Here is a 24884-nt window from a genome sequence, read left to right as displayed (position 1 = left end):
GGACGCCCAGCGCCGGGCAGCCCGAGCCCCCAACGCCTGCGAACAAGTTGTCGACGGAGCATCAACTACGCTGCTGCCAGCCGCAGATCCCGTGTCCACGATCCGAGGTTACGGCCCGCTCTCGCAATTCGGCGCCTTGAGCCTTGCGGAGGATTCAGCTGAAGGGAGCCACCCGTGGTCGAGGCGTATGGCGGCCGACCGGAGCGCGCCGGCCAGGTGCCGTTCGTCGGCAGGTCCGCCGAGGTCGGTCTGCTGGACTCGGTGTTGGATCAGCTCAAGGGTGGCGGACTGGCCATCATCGACGTCACGGGTGAGGCCGGGATCGGCAAGAGCCGACTACTGGCCAAGTTCAGCGCACGGATCCGCAGTCAGGGGCTGACCGTGCTGAGCGGGCAGGCCACGGAGTACGAGCAGCACAGCCCGTTCAGGCCGTTCGCCGATGCTTTCGCCGACCTCAGCCCCACGGTGCTGCGCCGCTTCCCCGCGCTGGCGGAGTTGTCGCCGGCCCTGCGGGGCGTCGCCGAGACGCCGGTCGCCCCTGGAGACAGCAACCGATTCGCGCTGTACCAGGCCACCGCGGCCCTGTTGGGCAGGCTCGGCCTGCACCGGCTCGTCGTGGTACTGGACGACCTGCACTGGGCGGACCCGGCGTCGCTGGAGTTGGTGGATCACCTGGTACGCCATCCCGTGTCCGCTCCGCTCCTCCTGATCGTCTCCCGCCGGGGCCGGCAGACTCCGCCGATGCTGAGCACCTCGCTCGCGCGTGGCGTGGACTCCGGGGCCGTGCTTCGGATCAGCCTGGGGCCGCTGGCCGAACGTGACTGCGTCGAGGGCCTGGCCGCGGATCTTCCGCCGGCGCAGGCTTCGGAGGTGTACGCGGCGAGCGACGGCAACCCCCTGTACTTCCTCTCCCTCCTCCAGGCCCACCGCGAGGCCCGCCAGGCACCAGGTCGTACCACCTCCGTCGCGGGCCGCGCGGTGTCCGGAGAACCGGACGGCCTGCCGGTCGGGCTCGGCACGCTGCTGCTCGACGAGTTGGCGCCGCTGAGCCAGGTGGAACGCCGGATCCTGGAGGCAGCCGCCGTCCTGGGAGACCACGCCACCCCGAGGATGATCGGCTTACTGACCGGGTCCGGCTGCGAGGAGGTCACCCAGGCGCTGCGCGGATTGATGCACCGCGATCTCCTGCGGCGAGGACACGGCGGACGGCTGACCCTGCGCCATCCGCTGGTCCGGGAGCTCATCCACGAGAACATCGACCCCTGGCTGCGGGAGGACTTCCACCGCCGGGCCGCGGCAGAGACCGCCGCGGCCGGAGCCACCGTGATCGAGCGGGCCTACCATGTCGAGCGGTCGGTGACCTACTGGGATCCACAGGCAGCCGGTGTACTCGTCGCGGCCGCCGAGCAGAGCGCCGCGACCGCTCCGGCCGCCGCCGCGCACTGGCTCGGCGTCGTCCTGCGACTGCTCCCGGACGGCTCGGAGCACCTCGCCATGCGGCGCGAACTGACGCTCCTCAGCGCCCGCGCGCTCGGCGTGAGCGGCGGACTGCAGGAGGGCCGGGATCTCCTGGAGCAGGTGATGGACATGCCGGCCCCGGACCGCTACGACGGCATTCGCGGCTCCGCGGCCACGCTGCGCGGCCAGTTGGAGCGGCAACTCGGGCGCCACCAGGAAGCCGAGGCGATGCTCCGCCGTGAACTGGCCCGCACCCCCGGGCCGTCGGCGTCCCAAGCGGTCAGGATCGGCCTGGAGCTGTGCTCCTGCGTCCTGTCCGCCGCCCGCTATCCGGAGGTCCGTGCGGACATCAACGAGGTTCTGGCTGCGGCGCGTTCCCTCGGCGACGAGATCGGCGAACTGGGTGCCCTGGCTCGGATCGCCCTGGGCGAGGCCTACGAGGGCGAGATGGGCACGGCCCGCACCTTCGCCGAATCAGCGGTCGCACTCGCGGAGACCCTGGCCGACTCGGACCTCGCCGAGCTGTGCGAATCGCTGTGCACCCTGGGCTGGACCGAGGCGTTCCTGGAGGACTACGCCGGTGCCGAAAGCCGGCTGGACCGCGGGCTGGCGATCGCCCGGCGTACCGGCCAGGTCTGGCTCGTCCCGCAGTTCCTGACCGCGAAGGCCTACATCCATTTCAGCACCTGCCGGATCACCAGCGCCCTGGAACTGGCCGAGGAGGCCGAGCCGATAGCGCGCGCCCTGGGGAGTGACGAGTTGCTCGCCTTCACCCTGGCGTTCCAGTCGCAGATCCTTCAGCAGGCCGGCCGACCGGCACCTGGGAGCGCACTGGCCGTCGCGGAGGAGGCCGCGGCCGCGGCGGGCAGCAATGGCCACTGGTGGGCGACCCTGGCCCAGAGCATGCTCGCCTCCGCCGCACTCGATGCCGCCGATCCGCACCGGGCGACGGACATCCTGCTGCGGGCCGGCGGAAGTGACCTGTGCCGACTGCAGCCCGCGACGCGCCCCAACTGTCTGGAGATGCTCAGCGGCGCCGCCCTCGCGGTCGACGACACCGACGCCGCCGTGCGCTGGGCGGAGCGCGCCCGCAAGGAGGCGGAGCAACTCGGCCTGCCGGCCCAGCACGGCGCGGCGCTGCGCAGCTTCGGCCGGATCGCCGCGTACCACGGCGACGCGGCCGAGGCAGCCCGGATGTTCACCGCAGCGGCGGAGCAGAGCGTCCGGTCCCGGGCGACGCTGCGCGAAGCACAGTCACTGCTGCTCGCCGCTCCGCACGTGCGAGCCATCGGCGACAGCACCGGCGCGGCCGAGATGTGGCACCGGGGATCACGGCTGGCTGCGGAGGGCGGGGCGCGCCTGCTCACGGGCCTTGCCGAACACATCCGTCCGGTGGTCTTCGCCGCCCCGGCCGAACCAGCGGGTGAGCTGGTCTCCTTGACCACCCGCGAACGGGAGGTGGCCGAACTGGTCGCCAAGGGCCTGACCAGCGCCGCGATCGCCGGCAAGCTGGTGCTCAGCCCACGGACCATCGAATCCCACATCGCCCGGATCTATCGCAAGACCGGCGTGTCCAGTCGCGCCGAGCTGGCCGTCATCGTGAGCCGCAACACCGGGCCGGAACAGGCATACCTCAAGACGCGTCGGCCTGCCCCCGAGGTTCCGCTGCCGGCTGACGGTCCCGAAGCCGGTGAGCTCTCGCCAGCGACGCCGCGGGCCGTGGCCGATGCGCCTCGGCTCCTCGGCCGGGAGGCCGAACTCGACTCGCTGACAAAGGCGTTGGACGGCGTGAAGGCGGGCGTCGGCCGAGCGGTCGTGCTGGTCGGCGAGCCGGGCATCGGGAAGAGCTCCCTGCTGTGGGCGGCCACCGCGCACGCCCGGTCCCAGGGCGTCCCCGTGCTCGCTGCCCGCGGCGAACGCACGCCCCTGCCTCCGCTGCCCGCCGGACCCGACATCGTGGACGTCTACGAGCTCGCGGCGCGCGCCGACGACCGCTCCGCCGTCATGGCGGTGGTGGACGATCTGCACGATCTCGCGCCCGAGCGGATCGCGGACGTGGAGCGGCTGTTGGAAGCCACCGTCACCGGTCCGGTGCTGTGCCTGATGGCCTATCGGCAGCGCCAGCTCTCGTCCCCGCTCGCGGCGGTGCTCTCCCGTGCGTCCTCCGCCGGGCTGCTGGAGGTGTGGGACCTCGGGCCGCTCTCCCTGGAGCAGGCTCGCGAGTTGCTCGGCGACCGGCCGGACCTGGAGGAGGTCCACGGCGCGGCGCAGGGCAACCCGCAGTACCTCAAGGTGCTGGCCGCCGACGGTGGGACGGCGGCCGACGCCGGGACCGCGATCCTCGGCGAACTCGACGGCCTCGACGCCGTATCACTACTGGTCGTCCAGGTCGCGGCGGTCCTCGGCGATCACTTCCACCCGGAACTCCTCGCCGCCGTCGCGGACTTGGACCCGCAGGCAGTCATGGCCGCGTTGGACGGGCTGACCCGGCTCGACCTGGTCCGCCCGGCCGAGCCCGCGCCGCGGCTGTCGCTGCGTCACCGAGCGGTCGCCGAAGTCGTCTACCAGCGGCTGGAGCCCAGCCGCCGCATCATCCTGCACCAGCGCGCCGAGGCCGAACTCGCCCGGCGGGCGGCGCCGATCGCAGAGCGCGCCTACCATGTCGCGCGGGTCGCGGACCCTTGGCGACCGGAACACGCGACCACCCTGATCGCGGCGGCCCGTGGCATGCTCTACACCGCTCCGGCCGTGGCGACGGGCCATCTGCAGGCCGCCCTTTCGCTGCTGCGCGAAGGCGGGGCGCACTGGTACGAGGCGAAGGTCCTGCTCGCGCGGGCCCGGCTGCTGACCGGGGACGCCTCGGAGAGCCGGGCGCTGCTCGAAGCGCTGCGCTCGGAGATTCCCGGCGGGTCGGCCGGCGATGCGACCGCGCTCGCCGACTCCAGCCGGATCGAACGGCGGATGGGCCGGTACAGCGAAGCCGGTGCCCTCGCCCGCGCCGGACTCGCCGCGCTGACCGACGACGACTCGGCCACCGCCGCGGCCCTGCACGCGGAACTCGCCGACCACGCCTACGACGTGCAGGACTACGAGACCTGCCGACAGCACGCCGAGACCGCCGCCGAGCTTGCGCGTAAGCACCTCGACCCGGTCGGCGAGGCCAACGCCCTGGGCAAGGCGGCACTCGGCCACCTGTTCACCGCAGACCAGGCCAGCGCGCTGGCGACGCTGGCCAGGGCCGCCGACATCCTGGACACCGTCCCTGACACGATGCTCGTGGCCTACCTGGAAACCACGTTCCAGGTAGGCCTCGCGGAAGGGATGATGGGACGGCTGGCCGACTCCGAGCGCCACCTCGCCCGCGGCGCGGACCTGTCCAGGCGCACCGGGCAGACCTACATCCATCCGCAGATGCTGACCGTCCTCGGCAACGCCCAACTGCGTGCGGGGAACCTGTCCGGCACCCTGGCGACGCTGGACGAGGCCGACCAGCACGTGAGACGGATCGGCGACACCGGCGTCGAGGCGATCCTGCTGACGCTGCGGGCCGAGACCCTGCTCTGGCGCGACGGCCCCGGTGACCTGGAGGAGGCGCTCGCCGCGGCCGAACGCGCCCGGGCGGCCGTCGGCAGCGCGGTGGCCTCGTGGGCGGTCTCCGCCCGCTGCGCCCAGGCCGAGTTCATCCTGCACACGGGCGACCCGGCCCGGGCCGGCTGGCAGCTGCTGGACGCCGCGGGCGGCGAGGAGCTGCCGAGGCTCACCGCCTGGCGCAGGCCCCGCTGGTGCGACCTCCTGGCGCAGGTGGCGGCCGCGGACGGCGACCTGGCCGCCACCGACCGCTGGGCGCGGCTCGCCGAGGAGAGCGTCGCCCAGCTCCCCTCAGTGGGTCGACAGGGCTTCGCGCTGCGGGCCCGCATGCGGGCCCATGCGCTGCGTGGGGACACCGACAGCGCACTGCGGTGCGCCCGGGAGGCGATCGCGGACTTCGCCGAGGCCGGTGACCGCATCGAGCTGGTCCGCACCCTGCTCACGGCGGCGGCGCTGTCGCTGGACGCGGGACGAACCGATGCGGTGGGTGGTTGGCTGCAGCGGGCCGCGGTGCTGGCCGACCAGTGCGGCTCGGCACGCCTGGCCGCCGATGCCGCCGTCCTGCGGGCGCGACTGGCCGCCGCCGCCCCGTCGTCCCGGTGAGCGCCGGCCGGCTCAGGACGCAACGGTGGCGAGGGGCTCATTGACCGTCAACCGGTGTGCCTCGCCGTCGAGATGGAGAATCCGTCGGGCGCGGGCTGCGGAACTGGCGCGGTGGGCGATCACGATGAGCGTGCCGGGGCGGTCCTGGAAGGCTCGTTCCGCTCGCTCCTCGGCGGCCGGGTCGAGGTGGGCCGTGGCCTCGTCGAGGATGACGACCGGTGCGGGCGAGAGATAGGTCCGCACGAGTGCCAGGAGTTGGCGTTCCCCGCTGGAGAGGGCGGCCGGATCGCTCAGCTGTGCGTCGAGGCCGCCGAGCCGGGTGAGCAGGGGCTGGAGTCCGACGCACTCGGCGGCGTGGAGAATGGCGGCGTCATCGGCGAGCGGGGCGAGGTAACGCAGGTTGTCCCGGACCGTTCCGGGGAACACGTACGCCTCCTGCGGGACGAGGACGACCAAGCGGGTTCGGGTCTCCTCCGGCAGCGCGGTGACCCGACGACCGGCGAACGCGACCGCGCCGGAGGTCGGCTCGTTGATGCCCGCGAGCAGGGTGGCGAGGGTGGACTTTCCGATGCCGCTGGCTCCGGTGATCACCAGGTGGTCGCCGAACGGAACGGTGAGGCTCAGGTCACGCAGCACCGGCTCCGCGCCGACACCGTAGGCGAAGCACAGCCGGTCGACGGTCAGGTCCGGCGTCGGCGAGGGCTCGGCGGAGCGGTCGAGCGGCGACTCGGTCGGCCCCGGGCGGGCGGGCGCCGACCGCTCCGGTGCGACCTCGCCGAGGCGGTGCAGCAGCACGCCCAGCTGGCTCCAGTAGCCACCGACCGTGCTGGTCATCATCTGCAGCGCCGGGACGACGGACCCCGCCACGTAGACGGCCGCGCCGATCAGGGCACCGACGGTGATCGAACGACCGTCGACCAGGTGCGGGCCGAGCAGCAGCAGGCCCAGCAGCGGCACGTACCCGCCGAGCAGCACCACGGGGATGCGCAGGGTGACGGCGCGACCGAGGCGGAGCAGGGCGCGGCGGGCCCGGTCCGACTCCGCCTCGACCAGCGAGGCCGCGTGCTCCTCGGCCCCGAGGGAGGTGATGTCGTGGGCGGCGCTGAGCACCGCCCCGACCTGGCGCGCCACCTCCTCCGAGGCGAGGAGGGTGTCCCGGCGCAGTACGGTCAGCCGGCGCATGGACCAGACGAAGACCGCCACCGCCGCGGTGAGCGGGACCAGCACCAGGACGGCCAGCAGCGGGTCGAGTCCGGCGAGTCCGACGAGCGCGGCGAGGAGAGTGGCCGCCAGCGGGCGCGCCGTGCGCAGCAGTGACGCGATCAGGCCGCGGGCGGAGTCGATCTGGCTGCTGAGCCGGGACACGCTCGCCGTGCCCGGGTCGCGGCCCGACTCGGTCGCCTGGCGCAGGGTGTTGTGGACGACCCGACGGGTGAGATGGTCGCGCAGCGGTTCGACGACGGCGGCCAGTGAGTCGAACATGGCGCGCTCGGCGCAGGCGCGGACCAGGTACAGCAGGGCCAGGACGCCCAGCCAGGCCAGTCCGGTGCCGGGGCGGTGGGCCAGGAAACCGTGGTCGAGGGCGGCGGCGGTCACCCAGCCCGAGGCGAGCGCGGGGGCCGCCTCGACCGCGGACAGGGCGGCGATGCGCAGCAGCGGCCGGCGGCTCCCGTGCAGGCCGTCGGCGAGCAACGCCGCCGCGGTCGACGTCAGGCCCAGGCGCGGTGCCCTCCTGGGCCGCGGTGCGGCGGTGCCTGGTTCGGGTGCCGGGCCGGTCAGCGGTCGGCTGCGCATCGTTGCTCCTTACCGTGGAACTCGTGATCGGCGGGGTCGGTGGCGTCGGCGAAGACGGCCCGGTAGGCGGGGTCCGCCCAGAGCGCGAGGTGCGGGGCGAAGCCGCGGATGCGTCCGTCGTGCAGCCAGGCCACCAGGTCGCAGCGGGCAGCGGTGGTGGGGCGGTGGGTGACGATCAGTCGGGTGCTGCCGCCGAGCCGCTCGGTGACGGCCTCGCTGACCAGGGTCTCGGTCACGGTGTCCAGCCCTGACGTGGCGTCGTCCAGCACGTGCAGCAGGGCCGGGCGGGCCAGCGCGCGGGCCAGCCCGACGCGCTGGAGCTGTCCTCCTGACATCGGCGCGCGGTCCGGCGCGGTGTCGTAGCCGTCGGGCAGGCGGCGCACGAACTGGTCGGCCTGCGCGGCGCGGGCGGCGTCCTCGACCGCGTGGCGCGGGAGTTCGGGGCGCCCGAAGGCGATCGCCTCGTGCAGGGTGGCGCCCGGCAGCGCGGGGCGCTCGAAGGCGTAGGCGACCGCCTCGTGCAGGGTGTGCAGATCCAGTTCCGCAACGGGCACCCCGCCCAGGAGCACCTCGCCCTCGTCCGGATCGGCCAGCCTGCCCGGCAGCGCGGCCAGCAGGCTCTTGCCGGACCCGGTCGCGCCCACCAGGGCCACCGAGGCTCCGTCGGGGATGTCCAGGTCGAGCCGGTCCAGCACGGCCGTGCCGGAGCGGTGCACGGTGACGCCGCGCAGCGACAGCGCCCCGCTCGGCGGTGGCGTGCGCAGCGGCCCGCCCTCGACGACGGGTTGGTCCAGGACCTCGCCGAGCCGGGACGCGCCGGCCCGGGCACTCGCCAGGCCGATGAGCACGTCCACCTGGTCGAGCAGGCCGGAGGCCAGGGTCAGGTAGCCGGTGACGGCCAGCAGGCTGCCGGGGCTGATGCGCCCGGCGACCAGGTCCAGCCCCGCGGTGGCCAGGACCAGGACCTGCGTCAACGGCATCAGCAGCCCGAGCTTCCACACCACGTCCCGCTGGAGGCGCCACATCGCGCGGCCCGCGGCGGACAGCTCCGACAACGGAGCGACCACGCGTTCCGTCTCGACGGCCAGGGTGCCGACCGCGCGGATGGTGCGGGCCCCGGCCAGCGCGTTCACCAGCAGGGTCGCCATGCCGGTCTGCGCGGCCAGGTAGCGGGCCTCAGCCTCGCCGGCCTCGGTGATGAACCTGCGCGCCACCAGCGCGGTGAGCGGGAACAGCAGGGTGAAGACCAGGCCGGCCCGCCAGTCCACGGTCCAGAGCGCGACCAGCGCCACGGCCGAGCCGGCGGTCGAGACGGCGGATTCGGCCGCCTGGCCGGGCAGGGCGGCCGCCTGGGGGGCGGCCTGGACCACCTGCGTCACCGCCTCCCCGACCGGGAAGGGCGAACGCGGCCCGAGGCCGAGCAGCCGGCGCACCGTCAGCATCCGCAGCCAGGCGGTGCCGTGCGCGTTCGTCGAGACCGAGAGCTGCAGGGTGCCGGTCTCGCCGATGGCGCCCGCGGCCAGCACGGCGGCCAGCGCAGCGACCGGCCCGAGGGTGTCGCCGTGCCGCAGCACCGCGTCCACGGCGCGGGCCAGCAGGACCGGCAGGGCCAGCCCCGCGGCCACCTGGGTGCCGAGGGCGGCGGTGAGCAGGATCAGTCGCGGGCGCAGGCGGATCGCGGTGGCGGCCAGCAGTCGGCCACCGGGGGTGGCTGGCATGGAACCTCCGGGAGGAGAAGGGGGGTGGTGGCAGGCCGACGGCCGCGACCGGCGCGGTGCCGGAGCAGGGGCACTCCGGCACCGCGGGATCGCACTGCACCTCACCGGCGGGCGGACGGCCGCCCGCCGGTCAGGCGGTCGCCTGACCGGCGACGGTGTGCGTCGGGGCGGGGTCAGACGCCCGTCGAGTGGCAGGTGGACGGGCAGCTGACGGAGCAGCTCAGCCCGCATTGTCCGGCCGACTCCTCGTCGGCGGGGAGTTCCTGCAGGGCGTCCAGGTCGATCTCCATGTGCGGCACCTCTCTATGCGTTCTGTGGGTAGCGGGTCTGGTGGCGGTGGGCCGTCAGAACCCGGTGACGGGACAGGTCGCCGGACAGGTGCCGGTGCAGCTGCGGCCGCAGTAGCTGGCCTGCTCCTCCTGCGCGGGCAGCTCCTGCAGGGCGTCGAGGTCGAGTTCCATGCGGTGTTCCTTTCTGGTGTGGGGCGGACCGTGCCGGGGCCGGCCGGGTCCTACTGGCCGCCGCTCTGGAAGCAGGAGGACGGGCACTTCGTCGAGATGTCGCAGGAGAACCTGCAGTAGGCGGCCTGCTCGTCCTCCGCCGGGAGTTCCTGCAGGGCGTCGAGGTCGAGTTCCATACGCGGTCCTTCCGGGATGCGTGCGGCGCGGATGGCAGCGGCCGTCACGGATCGGTGATCGTGCAGGTGGCCGTGCAGTACGTCGGGCGGCAGCTCTGGTTGCAGATGCCGACGGTCTGCTGCTCCTGCGGAGCGAGCTCCTGCAGGGCGTCGAAGTCGAAGTCCATGGATGGTCACCTCCTTTCAGAGGACCGGTAGGCGGATTGAGGGACTGTCAGACGGTGGTCACCGGGCAGGTGGCCGGGCACACCGTCACCTGGCAGCTGCGGGTGCAGCTCCACTCGCAGGCGCCGACCGCCTGGTCCTCCTGCGAAACGAGCTCCTGCAGGGCGTCGAGGTCGAACTCCATGAATGATCACCTCCTCTCACAGGACTGGCACACGGATCGAGGGGCCTAGTCGGCGTCGGTGCCGATGCAGGTGGCCGGGCAGATCGTTATGCGGCAGCTTCTGCCGCAGGTCCACGAGCAGGCGCCGACGGCCTGCTCCTCCTGCGGGACGAGCTCCTGCAGGGCATCGAAGTCGAAGTCCATGAACTGATCACCTCCTCCCGCGGACTGGCACACGGGCCGAACGGACCGTCATTCGCCGGTGGTCCCGCAGGTGGCCGGGCAGTATCCCGTCACCCGGCAGCTCACGCCGCAGGTCCACTCGCAGACACCGACGGCCTGCTCCTCCTGCGCGACGAGCTCCTGCAGCGCGTCGAAATCGAACTCCATGATTGATCACCTCCCTCCAGGGACTGGCGACGAACCGAGGCGCCGTCAGGCGCCGGTCATCGTGCGGGTGGCCGGGCACTCCGTCACCTGGCAGCTCGCGCCGCAGGTCCACTCGCAGGCGCCGACCGCCTGCTCCTCCTGCGCGACGAGCTCCTGCAGGGCATCGAGGTCGAACTCCATGATTGATCACCTCCTCTCACGGACTGGCACAAGGAAAGTGACGACTGGTCACTGGTTGTTCGAGACCCAGCAGGTCGCCGGGCAGGACCCGCCGCAGCTGACGCTGCAGCTGACGCGGCAACCGATGCCGGCCTGCACGTCCTCGGTGGGCAGCTCCTGCAGCGCGTCGAGGTCGAATTCCATGGGCGTTCACCTCCCTCCACGGACTGGTACGCGGGCCGGACGGGCCGTCACCTGCGGCTTGCCCGACAGGTGACGGCCCGTCGCAGCCGGCAACGGCGACTCACCGGTTGCCGGTGGCCAGGCAGGTCGACTGGCAGGTCCCGCTGCAGCTGAGGGAGCAGGTGAAGCGGCAGAAGCCGGCCTGCTCGTCCTCGGCGGGCAGCTCCTGCAGAGCGTTGAGGTCGAATTCCATCAACGATCACCTCCTCTCACGGACGAGTTCGCGGGCGGGGTCGGCGGCCGACTCGCCCTCGGCGAGGAAGCGGGCCACCAAGGCGGCGATCGGGTCCTGGACGTGAGCACCGAGAGCGGCGTGGCCGCGGTCAGGGGGTTCGAGATACCGGAAGTCCGTGCCCTCGCGGCGGCCGAGATCGGCCAACTGCCGGGCGAGGGACCGGGAATGCTCCACTGGTGTGGACTCGTCGCGGGCCCCGTGGATCAGCAGCAGCCGGCCGCGCAGATCTGCCGCGAACCGGGTGACGTCACGCGGCCCGAGTGCGTCGGTCGCCTCGGTGAGCCCGTCGAGGCGCTCCACCATGCCGCGCACCGTGACGAACCCCTCGGCGTGCAGTCGGGGTCCGGACAGGAACGGGGCGACGGCCACGCAGCCGGACCACAGGTCCGGTCGGGTGCCGGCGGCCAACAGCGCCAGGTAGCCGCCGTAGCTGATGCCGAAGACGGCGGGGCGGTCCAGGTCCGGCGCGCGGTAGGCCTGGACGTACGCCGCGACGGTCGAGACGTCGGCGAGGTCGGGCACGCCCCAGGCGCCGACCAGCGAGAGCGTGTGCTCCGCCCCGTAGCCGGTGCTGCCGCGCTGGTTGGGGGCCACGACCGCGATGCCGGCCGCCGCGAAGAGCTGGAAGAGCGGGTTGAAGCCGAGCGTCCAGTGGCTGGTGGGGCCACCGTGCAGGGCCACCACCACCCGCCGGCTGGTGCGCCAGTCCGGCCCGTAGACCACGGCCTCGACCGGCCCCGCCGCCCCGGGGAAGGACTCCACCCGGCCGGGCCGCCAGGGCCCCACCGGCGCGGTGGGGACGTGGAGTTCCGGCGCGCCCGGTGGCAGCCAGGCCATGGTCCGGGGCTGTCGGGGGTCGGAGTGCGGGAGCCAGAGCCCCGCCGGGGTCCAGGCCGCGACCGGGAGGAGTTCGCCCTCCGGCACCACGATCCGCTGCACGGCCCCGGTCTCGGTGTTCCAGCAGCTGAGCAGCGAACGTGCCCCGACGGTCTCCAGGACGGCCACCGTCGTCCCGGTCGGGTCCAGCGTCAGCGGGTAGACGATCCCGCGCGGGGGAGCGCCCGGGTCGAGCGCGCGGATGCTCCCGTCGGCGAGGTCCGCCCGGGCGAGCGCCGGCCCCTGCGGCCCGCGCAGGGCGAGCAGCAGGTGGTGCTCGGTGCCGGCCAGCACCCGGGCGGTGTCGTCGAGGAACGTCACCGGCACGGCGGTCCCGTCGCGGGGATCGACCAGCAGGCGCACCCGGCCCGACGCCGCTTCCAGGGCGAACAGGATCCGGGGGCCGCAGATCGTCGCGTCCCGCACCCGCCCCGGCAGCCGGACCAGCTCCTGGAGCCACGGGGTACCGGTGGTCACCCGGTACAGCGCCGTCTCCTGGTCCGCCGCACCCGCACCGGCGTCGCGGCCCGACCAGGCCAGTGCCAGGCCGGGGGATCCCGCCGGCAGGGCCAGCAGGGCGAGCGGTGCGTGCTGCGTGCTGCCCAGCGCGGTGAGCCGCCCGTCCGGGTGGAGCAGGTCCAGGGTCTGGGTGTCCTGGGAGCCGTGCCGGGAGACCAGCAGCCGTTCGCCGTCCAGCGGGAGGACCATCGTGTAGGCGAGGTCGCAGGTCAGCTCGGTGGAGAAGTCCAGGACCGGCCCGTCCGCCCGCAGGCTCCAGCTCTCGGCCTGCTGCCGACCGGACTCGGTGGTGGCCAGGCAGGCGGCCCGGGTGCCGCAGGCGGAGAACCGGAAGCTGATCCTCGACGTCACGGTGCTGTCGTCGAGGTACCCCTGCCAGGGAGTTGTCACCGCGTCACCAACTGCAGCGAGCGGTGGACACCGTCGACCGCCTGCTCCGCCGCCCCGTCGGCCATCCAGGGCCGGCCCCCGCCGTGCGCCAGTCGCAGCAGGAAGCCCACGGTGCCGCTGAGGCCCACGTTGTAGTCGACGGCCGCGCCCTGCGAGGACTCGTCGGGGATCACCAGGAGTCCGCCGCGGACGCCGTGGCGCAGCACCATCGAGGAGGCCAGCTCCTCGGCCCACCCGCGGTACGGGCCGCCGACGGCGTCCGCGAGGTCGAGCAGGAACTCGCCGTTGCCGGCCAGGCCGTGGCAGGCCGCGGTGCCCGAGTACCACCGGGCGTGGCGGACCGCCTGCGCCGCCTGCTCCGTCAGGTGCAGGTACTCGGCGTCACCGGTCGTCTGCCACAGCCGCAGCAGGAAGGTCCCCACGCCGGAGGAGCCGCTGCACCAGTGGGTGCGCATGCCCGTGCCGGGCTCGTCGCTGCGGTCGTTGCGCCAGTGCGCCCCCGACGGTCCGCGCTCGGCCTCGGCGACCAGGGTGTTCCCGGCGGCCACCGCGGCCGTCAGGTACCGCTCGTCCCCCGTGGCCTGGGCTATCGCCAGCAGGGCGTACCCGACACCGGCGACGCCGTGGGCGAACCCCAGGTGGGAGATGCCCGACAGGAGCGAGTCGAGGCCGTCTGGGATCGGCCAGTAGACCTGGCCGTCGGTGTGCTCGGCAGCCGCCAGCAGCGCCTCGCCGCCCTTGGTCGCCCGCTCCAGGAACTCGCCGCGGCCGGTGTGGCGCCACAGGTGGAGCTGGGTCAGGACGGACCCCGCGACTCCGTGGCAGACGTCCGGGTTGGGCCACTCCACCGGCACGGCGAGGGCCAGGTCGACCGCCTGCTGCTCCAACTCCTCGTCACCGAGGTGGCGGGCCGCGTCGAAGAGCGCCCAGGCGGTGCCGGAGCGCCCGAAGTACAGGCCGGGCAGCAGCCGGGGGATCGCGTCGCGCCGCTGCGCGGTCCAGGCCGCCGTCCGGGTGACGGCCGCGCGCAGGTCGTCCCGCTGCAGGTGGCGGTCGGCCAGGGTGAGCAGGCCCAGGACCCCGGCCGAGCCGTGCTGGACGTTGCAGGGGTCGGTGCCGTTGCCGAAGTCGGTGCTCGGCCACAGCCGGCCGGCATCGTCGCCGGGGGCGGCCATGGCCGCCAGCAGGTGGGCGAGGCCGTCGTCGGTGAAGCGCTGCCGGTCGGCGTCGGAGAGCCGGTCCGCAGCCGCGATGTCCTCCTCGGACACGGCCGCGGCCGCCGGCACCGTGCAGGTGGCGAGGAACTCCCGGAGCCGGTCGAGCGACCAGCGCTGCTCGGGGTCGTCGGCCGTCAGACCGGACACCGCCGGCGCCACCATCCGCGCGGCGGCGTTGCGCAGGCCGACCACTCGCAGCACGTCGGCGAGGCGGTCGTGCACGGAGAGCGGCTTCGGTGCGTCCGTGCCGAACATCGGCGCCGTCCCCACCGCGAGGAACTGCAGCACGGCGCCCAGCGAGTACAGGTCGGCCGTCTGCTGCGGCACCCAGCCCTCGCCGGGGTGGCCCACGACCTCCAGGGCGGCGAAGCCGATCGTGTGGCCCCGGACCCCCCACTCGCCGGGGACGCGGGCCATCTCCGGGTCGATCAGCTTCAGCCCGCCGTCCGGGGTCACCATGATGTTGAGCGGGGTGAAGTCCTGGAACACCAGCCCGCGCGCGTGAACCTCGGCCATCAGCTCGGTCAGCTTCCGGGCCATGTCCAGCAGTTGAGCCGGTGCCAGGCCGGCCTGCCCGTCGTTGCCCGCCAACTGCTCGTCGACCCACTGGGCCAGGGTCGTCCCGGGGACGAGGGACTCCACCAGGAAGGTGTGGCCGTTGAGGTCGAAGATGTCGACCGGCTCGGCGGCGATCCCGGCCAGGGCGGTCAGGGCGTCCCACTCGTTGCGCAGGCCGGCCCGGCAGTCGTCGCCGTTCAGCCGCCCGCCCACGTAGGCGCGGGCCTGCTTGACGATCACCTCCGCGCCGGTCCGGTGGTCCAGCGCCTTGTACACGCCGCCCCGGGCGGAGTGGCGGATCGCCTGGCGGACCTCGAAGCGGTCGGCGAGCAGCGCGCCGGGCTTGGTCGTCTTCGGCGGGGCGGGGTACGGCAGTTCGGCCCAGGACGGCGGGCAGAACCACGGCTTGCGCACGTCCTCGACCGGGGTCCCGTCCGGATCGGCGACCCGGATCTCGAACACCCCGTCGTCGGTGAGGACCGGCACGCCCCGGAACGCGCCGAACCGGTAGTGCACCAGGCTGCCGGGCCGCACCGGCCGGTCGTTCAGGACGGCCGGCCCGGGCAGCCCCGCCGTGGCCTTGTCCAGCGCCGTGGCGAGTTCCCGGAACTGGTCCTCGTCGGACGGGTAGATGGCGATGATCTTCCCGCACTGGGCCCGGTCGTACCGCTCGCCGGTCATCTCCTCGACCATCCGGATGCTCCGGGAGAACTTGAACGCCACCCCGCGCGGGACCAGGACGTGGGCGACCCGGTACAGCACCTCCGGCGCGGACAACCGCGTCGCGGAGACGTGGAGCTTCCACCCCTGGATCCGGTCGGTCCCGCCGTCGCCGGCCGGTGTCACCCGGCACCAGACCTTGTCCTCGTTGAACGTCCAGCCCTCCAGCCCGCGCTCGGCGAGAACCGCCTCCACCACCGACTGCAAGCGAAAGTCATGCATGTGACTACCCCATCCATCGATCCGCCGCTCGGCAGCGACCTTGACGGCCAATCTGGCAGCGGACCGGGGGCCCAACATGAGGGTGCGACCCTCGTTTCTCCCCTGGACACCGGCAGTTGCGTAAGGGGCTCACGTAGTTCCACGGAAGCTGCTGCGGCGGGCCATGGCTGACGATCGACTCCACGGGGCCTCAGCACGCCAGAGGGGATGCCTATGAGGGAACAGAACCCGCCGCTGACCGGCCGGGAACACGAGATGTCAGTCCTGGAATCAGCCGTCACCGCATGCGCGGACGGAGCCTCCACCGTCATCGAGATCGCCGGCGACCCGGGCCTGGGCAAGTCCGCCCTGCTCGCCGAACTCGAGAAGCTCGCCCGGGCCGAGGGGCTGACCGTCCTCTCCGACCGCTCCTCGGCCTTCGAACCGCGCCGCCCCCTCGTGCTGGACCTGCTCCGGACCGCCTCGCCGGAGCAGTCCGGAAGTCACCTGCCGCGCCAGGGCCTAGTGCCGCGTCAGGCAACCTTCGCCCCGTCGCGACGCCCGGCACGCACTCTCGCCGCACCGGCCGAAAGCCCAAGTACGTCCAGTACGAGGACTTCCGGCCGGCACGCCGAGAGCACGCACCGGACGCCGCTCCTTGACGGGCAAAACTTGCCTGACGCGGCACTAGCCCAGCTCCTCGCGGCGGCCGACCGTGGCCGCGGGGTCCTGCTGTGCCTGGACGACCTGCACTGGGCCGGTGAAGCCACGCTCGACCTCCTGCACGAACTCCTTCGCGCAGCGCCCGGCACACCGTTGATCCTTGCCTGCGGTCACCGGCCGCGGCAGTCCCCGGCTCGACTCCTGGCGGCGCTCCAGCACCCGGCGGCGCACTACCGGGTCGTCCGCCTCCCGCTCGCGCCGCTGGACCGGGAAGCCTGCGAAACCCTGCTCGGTCCCGGGCACACCCGCGACCAGCGGGACCGGCTCTGCACGGCCGGCGAGGGCAACCCGTTGTATCTGGGCCTGCTGGGCGAACTGGCGAGCAGCACCACCGCCGTGGGCCTGCCGGAGACCGTACGGGCGGCCCTGATCCGGGAGACCGCCGTGCTCTGCGACGACGAACTCGCCGTGCTGCGTGCCGCGTCCGTGCTCGGCGACCCCTTCGACCCGCTGCTGCTCGCGGCGGTGGCCGACCTCCCCGAGCAGCGGGCCCTGGAGGCCCTCGACGGACTGTCCGCACTCGACCTCGTCCGAGCCGCCAACCCTGCGGGACCGCCGTCCGACCTGCACCGGCTGCTGCGGTCACGCCACCTCGTCCTGCGCGAGGCGGTGTCCAGGGACACCCCGCCGGGCTGGGCCCTGGCCGCGCACCGCCGCGCCGACCTGGCGCTGCGCGACAGCGGGGCCGGCCCCGTGGAACGCGCCCCCCATGTCGCGCGCTCGGCGCGCCCCGGGGACCGGGAGGCGATCGCGGTCCTGGTCGAGGCGGCTGCCTCGACCCGCCACCTCTCCCCTGCCACCGCCGCCACCTGGCTGCGCGCCGCGCTGCGCCTGTCCGCCACGGACCGCTCCGGGGATCTGGCCCCGCGCAGACTCGGCATGCTGCTGGGGCTGGCCGAAGCCGTCGCCATGACCGGCGACCTGACCGGGTGTCGCGACAGCCTGGGCCAGGCCCTCGAGCTGGTGCCGCCCAGCCGACCCGAGCTGCGGGTACCCCTGGTGGCGGTCGGGTCGGCAGTCGAACGCACCCTCACCCCGCGGTCGAACGGCTCCGTTCTGGAACGCGAACTGGCCCGCTGGCCGCAACACGACTCCCGGGCCGACCCGCTCCGGCTGCAACTCGCCATCGTGCGCACGGCGCAGGGCAGGTACGACGAGGCCGCGCGCCTGCTCGACACGCTCCGAGTGAGCACCTCCGACCGCAGGATCCGCACCGCCGTCGCCGCCTGCCGCGCCCTGGGCGCCGCGTACAGCGGACGCCTGGAGCCCTCCCGAACGCACGCGGCCGAAGCGGCAGCCTCGTTCGACGCGATGAAGGACGGGGAACTGGCCGGCTGCCTCGACGGGGCCGTCCAGTTGGGCTGGGCCGAAGCGCTGTCCGAGCGCCACCACGATGCCCTGCGCCACACCACCCGCGGCGTCGCCCTCGCCCGGCGGACCGGGCAGAGCCACCTGCTGCCCCATCTGCTGCTGTGCCAGTCGTACGCACAGCAGGCGACCGGCGAGCTGGAGGGCAGCGCGGCTTCGGCCGGAAGCGCCGAGGAGACGGCGCATCAGCTCGCCCTGCCGAACCTCGTCGCCTTCGCGCTGACCCTGCGAGCCGCGGCGACCGCCCAGCGGACCGGCCCCACCTCGGCGGCCGGAACCATCGAGCAGGCCCTTCGCGCCGTCACCCGTCGCGGACGGCTCTGGGAGGCGTCCGCCGGCATGCTGGCCGCGCTGCGCCTGGAGCAGGGCCGCCCCGACGACTGCCTGGACCTCATCCGCGCCATCGTCGAACCGGGCCGTCCGGTGCCCTTGCCCGCCTTGCGGGCCATGTGGTGCTGTACCGCCACCCGGGCCGAGGCGGCCCGGGGCAACCACGCCGCGGCCCGCAACTGGGCCGCGGCCGCCGCCGAGGCGGCCGACACCGTGGAACTGCCGGGCCAGCGCGGATACGCCGTGCTCGCCCAGGCCTTCGTGCGGACCGACGACCCCGATGTCGCCGCGGAATTCCTTCGCTGCGCGGCCGACCTCTTCGCCTCCGCGGGCCTGTCCCCCGCCGAGGCCCAAGCCCGCCTGCTGCTCGGCCGCAGCCTCGCCGACGGTCACCGGCTCGACGAGGCCGCACTCGCCGTCGGTCGGGCGAAGCAGCTCGCCGACGACTGCGGGGCCGCCCACCTCGGCATCCTCGCCGTCAACGCCCAGCGGCGGATCGGCGGCCACCGTCCCCGCCCCGGCCGGCGCGCCCCCGCCCACCCCGCCCATCCCGCACTCTCCGAACAGGAACGCCGCATCGCCGAGTTGGTCGCCGCCGGCCGGAGCAACCGTGCCATCGCCGCCGAACTCTTCATCTCCGTCAAAACTGTCGAAGGACACCTGACCCGCATCTTCCGCAAGCTCCATGTCACGTCGCGGTCCGGCCTGGTCACCGCCCTCGGCATCCTGGAAGCCGCCTGAGCGACGACGACCCGGTTCAAACCTGCGGACGTGGCCGACATGAGTGCTGCGTAGGGGATTTACGTGGCCTTACGGATGCCTCCTGGGTCTGCGACCGGAAGGATCACCGCAAGCGGAGAACTCGACCCGGCCCATGGCCCGGATCGCCCCGCGCGCTGCCGCGCGAGCTTGTCGAGGCGGTCAGCACTTCGCTGTGAAGAGCAGAACTTGACGGACAATTTGGAGATTCGAATGGGCCTGGCCGAGCGTCGCAGTGCCGAGCGGTTCAAGAACGAGGACTACCCCGGCTGGAAGTCGCAGATCGACGAGGCGGCAGGGTTCGAGGTGCCGATCGAGGTGGAGTGGTCCGAGCTGGCCGTCCCCGACTACGCCGACCGCTACGCCGAGTACTTCCCCCAGGTGTACTTCCAGCCGCTGCTGACCGCGTTTGGCGAGATCGGGGCCGACGACATGGGCAAGGAGGCGCTCCGCGAGGGGGTCTCCAAGGTCGTCGTCAGGAACACCGATGAGTACTTCAGCGAGTCGGGGATCACCTTCGCCGACGGCGTGCTGACCATCGACCACAAGTCGGACACCAACACCCACCACGTCGAGGAGCGCACCAAGCGCATCCAGCAGCTCCTCGAAGCCGCGCTCTGACCTCTGCGTCTTCCGTGACGGTCCGCCGGTTCGCCGGCGGACCGTTTCGGCGTGTCGGGGCGGCGGTGGTCAGGCGCCGCTCACCCGCGCTGCCTGGACGCGACCAGGGCGTAGAGCACCAGCGCGCCGGCCACGCCAATGACCGCACCAAAGGCGATGACCGGGATCAGGGAGAGCAGCGGCAGACCGGGACGGTTCCACTCGGCCATCCGGTAGGCCGCGCCCAGTACGGCCGCGAGGAGGGTCAAGCCGAGGACTCCCAACTCAACGAGCGGGCCGACCTGTGGCCCCCGCAGCGCCTGGCCGCCGTGTCCCAGCCGTATCGCCGCGCGACCCACGCGTTCGCCGACGAGTGAGCCCAGGGCCTGCCCGGCCCTAGGCGGCAGGGCCGGCCGCGCCGAGGATGACCGGGTCCTCGGCCAGGTCGGCGAGCAGGGCGTCGAGCTTGGTGCGGTCGACGGAGGACATCAGGAAGACGTGCACGTAGCTGCGGCGGGTGGTCTCGTCGCCGGGGGTGGTCAGGACGTCCTGGGAGGAGAGGGACCACTTGGCCACCAGCTCGGGGCTGGGCTTGCGGAAGCGGACGGTGATGGCGCCGGGGGTGCGGGCCGGCCAGAGGTCGATGCCCTTCTCCAGTTCCAGCAGGCGCAGTTGCTGCTCCAGGTAGGCGGCGAGCTGCTGGGAGCGGCGGATCCGGTCCACCTGGTCCTGGTAGGAGTGGCGGGAGAGGTGGTCCCACAGGACCAGCGGTGAGAAGCCGTTGCGGGAGCCGGCGAAGGTGGTGTCGGGGGCGCCGGTGTACTCCGGCTGGGACGGGGGCGCGACCTGGTACTTGACCTTGGTCATGTAGATGCCGCAGGGCCAGGGCGCGCCGGGCCACTTGTGGCCGCTCATGGCGATCGAGGAGACCATGTCGAGCTCGCCGGACTCCCGGGTGGGCAGGGTGATGCCGAAGTCGAACTCGGGCAGTTCGGTGTCGGGGGTCCAGCCGAAGCGCGCCGGGTCGGCGCCGGCCATCCGCAGGAACGGCAGGTAGCCGGCCCCGAGGGCGCCGTCCACGTGGATCCAGAAGCCGCGGCGCCCGTCGGCCGCCCGGACCAGGCCGTGCTGCTCGAAGATCGGCAGCAGCCGCTCGCAGACTCCGCGCACGTCGTCGTGGGCGCCCTTGAAGGTGCTGCCGAGGTTGAGGCTGACGAAGATCGGGTGGCCCTTGGCGGCGAAGAACTCCACCAGTACTGCGAGGGCGTCGGTGTCGATCTCGCCGGTGCCGTCCCAGGCGTGCCCCGAGGGGCCGCTGCGCGAGGGGACTTCGGTGGGCCAGTCGAGCGGCTCCCCCGCAGCTCCGCGCAGCGGGCACTCGCCGGGGTACTGCTCGGTTCCCACGGCGTGGAAGGTCTCGACGCCGAGCACGCAGACGGCCTTGGCGAAGGAGTAGTGGGTGTCCTCGGAGTAGAAGGCCACCGGGCGGCGGGCGTTGGGGTTGACCGGGCCGGCCGCCCCGACGACGGACGACCCGGCCGAGGGCTGGATCAGCGGCTTGCCGCTCAGGTAGTCGCGGGCGTTCCAGAGCGCGTACATGTTGCCCTCGGTCGAGCCCATGGAGAGCACGTAGCCCCAGTACGACTCGGGGTCGGCCGGGTCGTGCGGCCCGTCGGCGTGCCAGAGGGCGGCGTAGTAGTCGAGCACGGCACGCTCGACGGCCTTGGTGTTCGGCTTGTAGCCACCGCTCTGGAACGGGTCGCCGAGGTTGTTGATGTTGTGCTGCATGAACCGGCCGAGGTCGAAGGCAGAGCCGCCCATCTCCTGGGTGGCCTGGAACCCGAGCAGGTGGCGGCGCTTCCTGGTCAGGTACTCGTCCATCCGGTTGAGGGCGCGCAGCCGCTGCTCCTCGTCCAGCCCGCCCGCCGGTATCGCGAAGTCACGGGCGTCCGGCTCGGGCCGGGACAGCTCGTCGTGGCTCACGGGGGCGGGCAGGGTGTCGGTTCGGATCATGGACGTCAGGATGGAACCTGTGGCGCCGTGAAGGGAAGCAATCCGCAGAAGATTCGGAATCGGCCCGCCACATCTTGCATATCATCGGTCCGGGCAGCGACCCTGAGCCTCGTGCCGAATATTCCTCACGCCCGGCGGGCGCCCCTCGACGACGTGGACCGGGCGATCCTGCGGATCCTCGCCGACAACGCCCGCACCCCGAACAACGCGCTCGCGGAGGCGGTGGGCATCGCCCCCTCGACCTGCCTGGCCCGGGTGCGCGCGCTGCGCGAGCAGGGGGTGATCCGCGCGTTCCGGGCCGAGATCGCCCCCGCCGCGATCGGACTACCGCTGCAGGCCATGATCTCGGTACGACTCCGGGCGCACACCCGGGAGCAGAACGAGAGCTTCCGGGCCAGTGCCCCCGACCTGCCCGGCGTGGTGGCGGTGTTCCACATGGCCGGCTCCGACGACTACCTGCTGCATGTCGCGCTGGCCCACCCCGACGCGCTGCGCGACTTCGTGGTCGACCACCTCACCACCCACCCGGCGGTGGCCCAGACCCGGACCAACCTGATCTTCGAACAGATCGCGGGGCGCCGGCACCTGCTCCCGGACCAGTAGAGGTCGCGCCGGCGCTGCTGCCGGAAAGCGATGCCGCCGCCGTTGATCGGCCCGGCCCGCCGCAGCAGGCCGGGCCGATCAGCGCACGGGGCGGGTCAGGGGTAGGAGACCACCGTCGACGGCGTGGTGCCGGTGCCCGAGGTCGGGTCCCCGGTGTTGTTCACCACGTGGTTGAACTGCCCGTCGCCACCGAGCGAGACCACCAGGGCGTCGTGCAGCTTGACGCCCGGGGTGGTCGGCACCTCGAAGCCGTGGTCCACCCGGATGGTCGGGTCGACGTTGAAGTAGCAGTAGCTGCCGACTCCCCAGGCCTCGTGGGTGGTGACGGTGTCGTCCACCTTGTAGGCGGCGTAGCCCAGGGTGGATCCGTTCTGGATCGCGGCCTGGTTGGGCGCGTCGTAGGCGATCTCGTTCTGGAAGAAGATCGTCTTTCCGCGCTCGCCGCTCCACTCGACGTCGTACTTCTCGAAGTGCTCGACGAACAGGCCGGTGCCCAGCACGTCGTTGCCGCGCACCACCAGGCCGTAGTCGGCCGGGTTGACCGTCCAGCCGACGCCGGTGCCGTGGTCGGCCCGCCAGATCCAGGTGTGGTCGACGATGGTGTTGTTGCTGTTCACCTCGACCGCCGTGCCGGCCAGGCCGGGGCCCGCGCCGCCGATCCGGACGAAGACGTCCTGCATGCTGGTCGGGTCGGCGCTGTGGTCGGCGGTGGCGCCGCGCGGGCCGATCCGCAGCAGCACCGGGGACTTCACCGCGCCGGCGTCGATCAGCAGGCCGGCCAGCTTGACCCCGCTGACGTCGCCGACCTGAAGGGCCGTCACCCCGTTGTCCGGGACCAGGGTGGCCAGGCCGAGGCCGAGCACCACGGTGTCGGGGCGGGTGACGTCGATCGCCTGGTCGACGTGGTAGATGCCGGGGGTGAAGAGCAGGTTGAGGCCCTGAGCAAGCGCTTGGTTGATGGTCGCGGCGGTGGCACCGGGCTTGACCACGTAGAACTGGCTCAGCGGCAGCGAACTGCCCGGGGTGGCGCCGTTCGCCCAGGAGACGCCCGCCGCGTTGGTGCGCAGCGAGGGCACGAAGACCTGGTAGTTGCCGGCCGCGTCCAGGTAGAGGTAGGGCTTCTCGCGGGAGACCGGGGTGGTGGGCAGCGTGGTGTAGGGCGGGTTGGGGAAGCCCTGGGCGGGCGCGCCCTGGACGCCGGAGAAGACCTGGTTCCAGACGCCGTTGGAGAAGCCGCCGATCGAGCTGTCCCGGGTGTACCACTGCTGCTGCGAGTAGTTGCCGACGCTGCCGTCCACCCTGCTGTCGGCGAGGTACCCGCCGGAGGCCCAACCGTAGCCGCTGGGCGCCAGGTTGAGGCCGCCCTCGACGTGCATCCGGCGGAACGGCGCGGCCTGCGCGACGGCCCAGCGGTCGGTTCCGCTGACCGGCTTGAGCGCGAGGTTCTCCGCCGAGCGCCAGAAGTTCTGCGTCGCGTTGCCGTTGAACCAACCGGCGTCGACGGTGACATCACCGTTGATCAGGGTGTCGTCCGGGTTGCGGCCGAGGCCCGCGATCGAGGTGTAGAAGCCGATGTTGGCGTTGAGCCCGCTGTAGCTGCCGGGCTTGAAGAGCAGCGCGTACCGGCCGTCGCCGAACTGGGCGCTCTCCTGCTGCTTGAACACGCCGTCCAGGCTGGCCTGGATGCTGGTGCTGCTCATCGACGGGTCGTAGACCAGCACGTTCGGGCCGAGGTCGCCGCCGCCCTGGACCGGCGGGACCGAGGAGCCGGTGGTGTGCACGGCCAACTCGTAGAGCGAGTAGCCGTAGGCGGTGCCGCGCGCGGTGCCGTTCAGCCGCAGGTAGCGGCCGCTGCCGGAGACGTTGAGGGTCTCGGTGCCGCCGGCACCCGTGCTGGTCGAGTAGACGGTGGTCCAGTTGCTGCCGTCGTTCGAGGTCTGGAGCTGGTACGCCTTGCCGTACGCGGCCTCCCAGTTGAGCACCACCTGGCAGATCTGCTGGGTGCTGCCGAGGTCGACCTGCAGCCACTGCGGGTCGCTGAAGGCACTGGACCAGCGGGTGGTGGGGTCACCGTCCACGGCCGCCGAGGCGGGGGTGCCGGCGTTCTCGGTGGAGGAGGCGGTCGCCGCCCTGCCCTGGGCGGCGTCGGTGGTGCCGCAGGAGGCGCCGCCCGGGGTGCCGTAGACCTGGAACTCGTAGAGCGAGTAGCCGTAGGCGGTGCCGCGCGCGGTCCCGTTCAGCCGGACGTAGCGGCCGCTGCCGGAGACGTTGAGGGTCTCGGTGCCGCCGGCACCCGTGCTGGTCGAGTAGACGGTGGCCCAGTTGCTGCCGTCGTTCGAGGTCTGGAGCTGGTACGCCTTGCCGTACGCGGCCTCCCAGTTGAGCACCACCTTGGCCACGGTGGCGGTGGCGCCGAGGTCGATCTGCAGCCACTGCGGGTCGCTGAAGGCGCTGGACCAGCGGGTGGTCGGGTCACCGTCCACGGCCGCCGAGGCGGGGGTGCCGGCATTCTCGGTGGAGGAGGCCGTCGCCGCCTTGCCCTGCGAGAGCAGGGTGTCCGCACTGGCGGCGGCGACCGTGGGGGTGGCCACGGCAGCCGTCGAGATGGTGGGCAGCGCGAGCGCGGCCCCGGAGAGCATGGCCAAGCTCAGGAGGAGGGCGGAGCCGCGTCGTCCGACGGCTGCTCTGGCCCCAGGGCGTGCTGAAGTGAGCCTCACGGGCTTCTCCTGCGATGGGAGGTGGGGGTGGGTGAGGGTGCGGGGCGATGGGCGTGCGGCGAGGGTGGGAAGCATCGCCCCATAACTTCGTGCCGTGATTTAACGCGTGAGAAAAGCCCCCGTCAAGCCCCCGCGCA

The 24884-nt window shown here is 73.0% G+C and carries 21 protein-coding genes; 4 read left to right on the top strand and 17 right to left on the bottom strand.

Annotation, left to right across the window (positions count from 1 at the left end):
* Window positions 1-174: 174 nt before the first annotated feature.
* Window positions 175-5649, top strand: coding sequence for an AAA family ATPase (locus BR98_RS37105; RefSeq protein ID WP_063774817.1), 5475 nt, complete (start codon window positions 175-177; stop codon window positions 5647-5649).
* A gap of 12 nt (window positions 5650-5661) precedes the next feature.
* Here BR98_RS37105 and BR98_RS21105 read toward each other — a convergent pair whose 3' ends face one another.
* The 14 genes from BR98_RS21105 to lanL all read right to left on the bottom strand — a co-directional run bounded on the left by BR98_RS21105 (window position 5662) and on the right by lanL (window position 15655).
* Window positions 5662-7443 (bottom strand): ATP-binding cassette domain-containing protein, encoded by a 1782-nt coding sequence (locus tag BR98_RS21105; protein ID WP_051970006.1) that lies wholly within the window; start codon window positions 7441-7443, stop codon window positions 5662-5664.
* Window positions 7425-9161 (bottom strand): ABC transporter ATP-binding protein, encoded by a 1737-nt coding sequence (locus tag BR98_RS21100; protein WP_051970005.1) that lies wholly within the window; start codon window positions 9159-9161, stop codon window positions 7425-7427. The genes BR98_RS21105 and BR98_RS21100 overlap by 19 nt, the downstream gene beginning before the upstream one ends.
* A gap of 173 nt (window positions 9162-9334) precedes the next feature.
* Complete coding sequence (locus BR98_RS40435; RefSeq protein ID WP_198042260.1) at window positions 9335-9451, bottom strand: ALQxL family class IV lanthipeptide; 117 nt, start codon at window positions 9449-9451, stop codon at window positions 9335-9337.
* A gap of 54 nt (window positions 9452-9505) precedes the next feature.
* Window positions 9506-9622 carry an ALQxL family class IV lanthipeptide gene (locus BR98_RS40430; RefSeq protein WP_198042259.1) on the bottom strand — a complete coding sequence of 39 codons (117 nt, stop codon included), beginning with the start codon at window positions 9620-9622 and terminating at the stop codon, window positions 9506-9508.
* A gap of 50 nt (window positions 9623-9672) precedes the next feature.
* Window positions 9673-9798, bottom strand: coding sequence for an ALQxL family class IV lanthipeptide (locus BR98_RS40425; protein WP_198042258.1), 126 nt, complete (start codon window positions 9796-9798; stop codon window positions 9673-9675).
* A gap of 44 nt (window positions 9799-9842) precedes the next feature.
* Window positions 9843-9965, bottom strand: coding sequence for an ALQxL family class IV lanthipeptide (locus tag BR98_RS40420; protein WP_198042257.1), 123 nt, complete (start codon window positions 9963-9965; stop codon window positions 9843-9845).
* 47 nt (window positions 9966-10012) lie between these two features.
* Complete coding sequence (locus tag BR98_RS40415) at window positions 10013-10147, bottom strand: ALQxL family class IV lanthipeptide (protein ID WP_198042256.1); 135 nt, start codon at window positions 10145-10147, stop codon at window positions 10013-10015.
* Window positions 10148-10192: 45 nt separating this feature from the next.
* A complete protein-coding gene (locus BR98_RS39500; RefSeq protein WP_157537867.1) occupies window positions 10193-10330 on the bottom strand; it encodes an ALQxL family class IV lanthipeptide in 138 nt (45 codons plus the stop codon).
* Window positions 10331-10378: 48 nt separating this feature from the next.
* A complete protein-coding gene (locus BR98_RS39495) occupies window positions 10379-10516 on the bottom strand; it encodes an ALQxL family class IV lanthipeptide (RefSeq protein WP_157537866.1) in 138 nt (45 codons plus the stop codon).
* Between the two features lie 45 nt (window positions 10517-10561).
* Entirely contained in the window at window positions 10562-10696 is a 135-nt protein-coding gene (locus tag BR98_RS40410) for an ALQxL family class IV lanthipeptide (RefSeq protein ID WP_198042255.1), read from the bottom strand.
* A 48-nt stretch (window positions 10697-10744) separates the two neighbouring features.
* On the bottom strand, window positions 10745-10879 hold the full coding sequence (locus tag BR98_RS40405; RefSeq protein ID WP_198042254.1) for an ALQxL family class IV lanthipeptide: 135 nt from the start codon (window positions 10877-10879) through the stop codon (window positions 10745-10747).
* A 100-nt stretch (window positions 10880-10979) separates the two neighbouring features.
* Window positions 10980-11111 carry an ALQxL family class IV lanthipeptide gene (locus BR98_RS40400; RefSeq protein WP_198042253.1) on the bottom strand — a complete coding sequence of 44 codons (132 nt, stop codon included), beginning with the start codon at window positions 11109-11111 and terminating at the stop codon, window positions 10980-10982.
* Window positions 11112-11117: 6 nt separating this feature from the next.
* Window positions 11118-12938, bottom strand: a complete 1821-nt coding sequence (locus BR98_RS21095) for an alpha/beta hydrolase family protein (RefSeq protein WP_035846873.1) — start codon at window positions 12936-12938, stop codon at window positions 11118-11120.
* A complete protein-coding gene (gene lanL, locus BR98_RS21090; RefSeq protein WP_157537865.1) occupies window positions 12935-15655 on the bottom strand; it encodes a class IV lanthionine synthetase LanL in 2721 nt (906 codons plus the stop codon). The genes BR98_RS21095 and lanL overlap by 4 nt, the downstream gene beginning before the upstream one ends.
* Before the next feature lie 213 nt (window positions 15656-15868).
* On the opposite strand from lanL, the gene BR98_RS21085 reads away from it, so the two are divergent.
* Together BR98_RS21085 and BR98_RS21080 are read left to right on the top strand one after the other, a co-directional pair.
* Window positions 15869-18796 (top strand): helix-turn-helix transcriptional regulator, encoded by a 2928-nt coding sequence (locus tag BR98_RS21085; RefSeq protein WP_035846871.1) that lies wholly within the window; start codon window positions 15869-15871, stop codon window positions 18794-18796.
* A gap of 207 nt (window positions 18797-19003) precedes the next feature.
* A complete protein-coding gene (locus tag BR98_RS21080) occupies window positions 19004-19435 on the top strand; it encodes a hypothetical protein (protein WP_157537864.1) in 432 nt (143 codons plus the stop codon).
* 80 nt (window positions 19436-19515) lie between these two features.
* On the opposite strand, the gene BR98_RS39490 is transcribed toward BR98_RS21080, so the two are convergent.
* Both BR98_RS39490 and BR98_RS21075 read right to left on the bottom strand, forming a co-directional pair.
* On the bottom strand, window positions 19516-19683 hold the full coding sequence (locus BR98_RS39490) for a hypothetical protein (protein ID WP_157537863.1): 168 nt from the start codon (window positions 19681-19683) through the stop codon (window positions 19516-19518).
* Window positions 19684-19810: 127 nt separating this feature from the next.
* Window positions 19811-21427: a PLP-dependent aminotransferase family protein gene (locus tag BR98_RS21075; protein ID WP_051970003.1), complete on the bottom strand. Its 1617-nt coding sequence runs from the start codon at window positions 21425-21427 to the stop codon at window positions 19811-19813.
* A 111-nt stretch (window positions 21428-21538) separates the two neighbouring features.
* Between BR98_RS21075 and BR98_RS21070 the strand changes: the two genes are divergently transcribed.
* On the top strand, window positions 21539-22030 hold the full coding sequence (locus tag BR98_RS21070; RefSeq protein ID WP_157537862.1) for an Lrp/AsnC family transcriptional regulator: 492 nt from the start codon (window positions 21539-21541) through the stop codon (window positions 22028-22030).
* 95 nt (window positions 22031-22125) lie between these two features.
* Here BR98_RS21070 and BR98_RS21065 read toward each other — a convergent pair whose 3' ends face one another.
* Window positions 22126-24669: a discoidin domain-containing protein gene (locus BR98_RS21065; RefSeq protein WP_157538192.1), complete on the bottom strand. Its 2544-nt coding sequence runs from the start codon at window positions 24667-24669 to the stop codon at window positions 22126-22128.
* Window positions 24670-24884: the final 215 nt, after the last annotated feature.

The organism is Kitasatospora azatica KCTC 9699, assembly GCF_000744785.1.
GTDB classification, from domain to species: domain Bacteria; phylum Actinomycetota; class Actinomycetes; order Streptomycetales; family Streptomycetaceae; genus Kitasatospora; species Kitasatospora azatica.
The sequence above is the reverse complement of the archived record's forward strand: the minus strand, read 5'-3'. Positions and strand labels throughout refer to the sequence as shown.

Bases quoted from the DNA above. Each gene is read 5' to 3' on its own strand.
- BR98_RS21105 (WP_051970006.1), bottom strand. From the start codon at position 7,443: ATGCGCAGCCGACCGCTGACCGGCCCGGCACCCGAACCAGGCACCGCC.
- BR98_RS21100 (WP_051970005.1), bottom strand. From the start codon at position 9,161: ATGCCAGCCACCCCCGGTGGCCGACTGCTGGCCGCCACCGCGATCCGC.
- BR98_RS40435 (WP_198042260.1), bottom strand. From the start codon at position 9,451: ATGGAGATCGACCTGGACGCCCTGCAGGAACTCCCCGCCGACGAGGAG.
- BR98_RS40430 (WP_198042259.1), bottom strand. From the start codon at position 9,622: ATGGAACTCGACCTCGACGCCCTGCAGGAGCTGCCCGCGCAGGAGGAG.
- BR98_RS40425 (WP_198042258.1), bottom strand. From the start codon at position 9,798: ATGGAACTCGACCTCGACGCCCTGCAGGAACTCCCGGCGGAGGACGAG.
- BR98_RS40420 (WP_198042257.1), bottom strand. From the start codon at position 9,965: ATGGACTTCGACTTCGACGCCCTGCAGGAGCTCGCTCCGCAGGAGCAG.
- BR98_RS40415 (WP_198042256.1), bottom strand. From the start codon at position 10,147: ATGGAGTTCGACCTCGACGCCCTGCAGGAGCTCGTTTCGCAGGAGGAC.
- BR98_RS39500 (WP_157537867.1), bottom strand. From the start codon at position 10,330: ATGGACTTCGACTTCGATGCCCTGCAGGAGCTCGTCCCGCAGGAGGAG.
- BR98_RS39495 (WP_157537866.1), bottom strand. From the start codon at position 10,516: ATGGAGTTCGATTTCGACGCGCTGCAGGAGCTCGTCGCGCAGGAGGAG.
- BR98_RS40410 (WP_198042255.1), bottom strand. From the start codon at position 10,696: ATGGAGTTCGACCTCGATGCCCTGCAGGAGCTCGTCGCGCAGGAGGAG.
- BR98_RS40405 (WP_198042254.1), bottom strand. From the start codon at position 10,879: ATGGAATTCGACCTCGACGCGCTGCAGGAGCTGCCCACCGAGGACGTG.
- BR98_RS40400 (WP_198042253.1), bottom strand. From the start codon at position 11,111: ATGGAATTCGACCTCAACGCTCTGCAGGAGCTGCCCGCCGAGGACGAG.
- lanL (WP_157537865.1), bottom strand. From the start codon at position 15,655: ATGCATGACTTTCGCTTGCAGTCGGTGGTGGAGGCGGTTCTCGCCGAG.
- BR98_RS21085 (WP_035846871.1), top strand. From the start codon at position 15,869: ATGAGGGAACAGAACCCGCCGCTGACCGGCCGGGAACACGAGATGTCA.
- BR98_RS21075 (WP_051970003.1), bottom strand. From the start codon at position 21,427: ATGATCCGAACCGACACCCTGCCCGCCCCCGTGAGCCACGACGAGCTG.
- BR98_RS21065 (WP_157538192.1), bottom strand. From the start codon at position 24,669: ATGCTCTCCGGGGCCGCGCTCGCGCTGCCCACCATCTCGACGGCTGCC.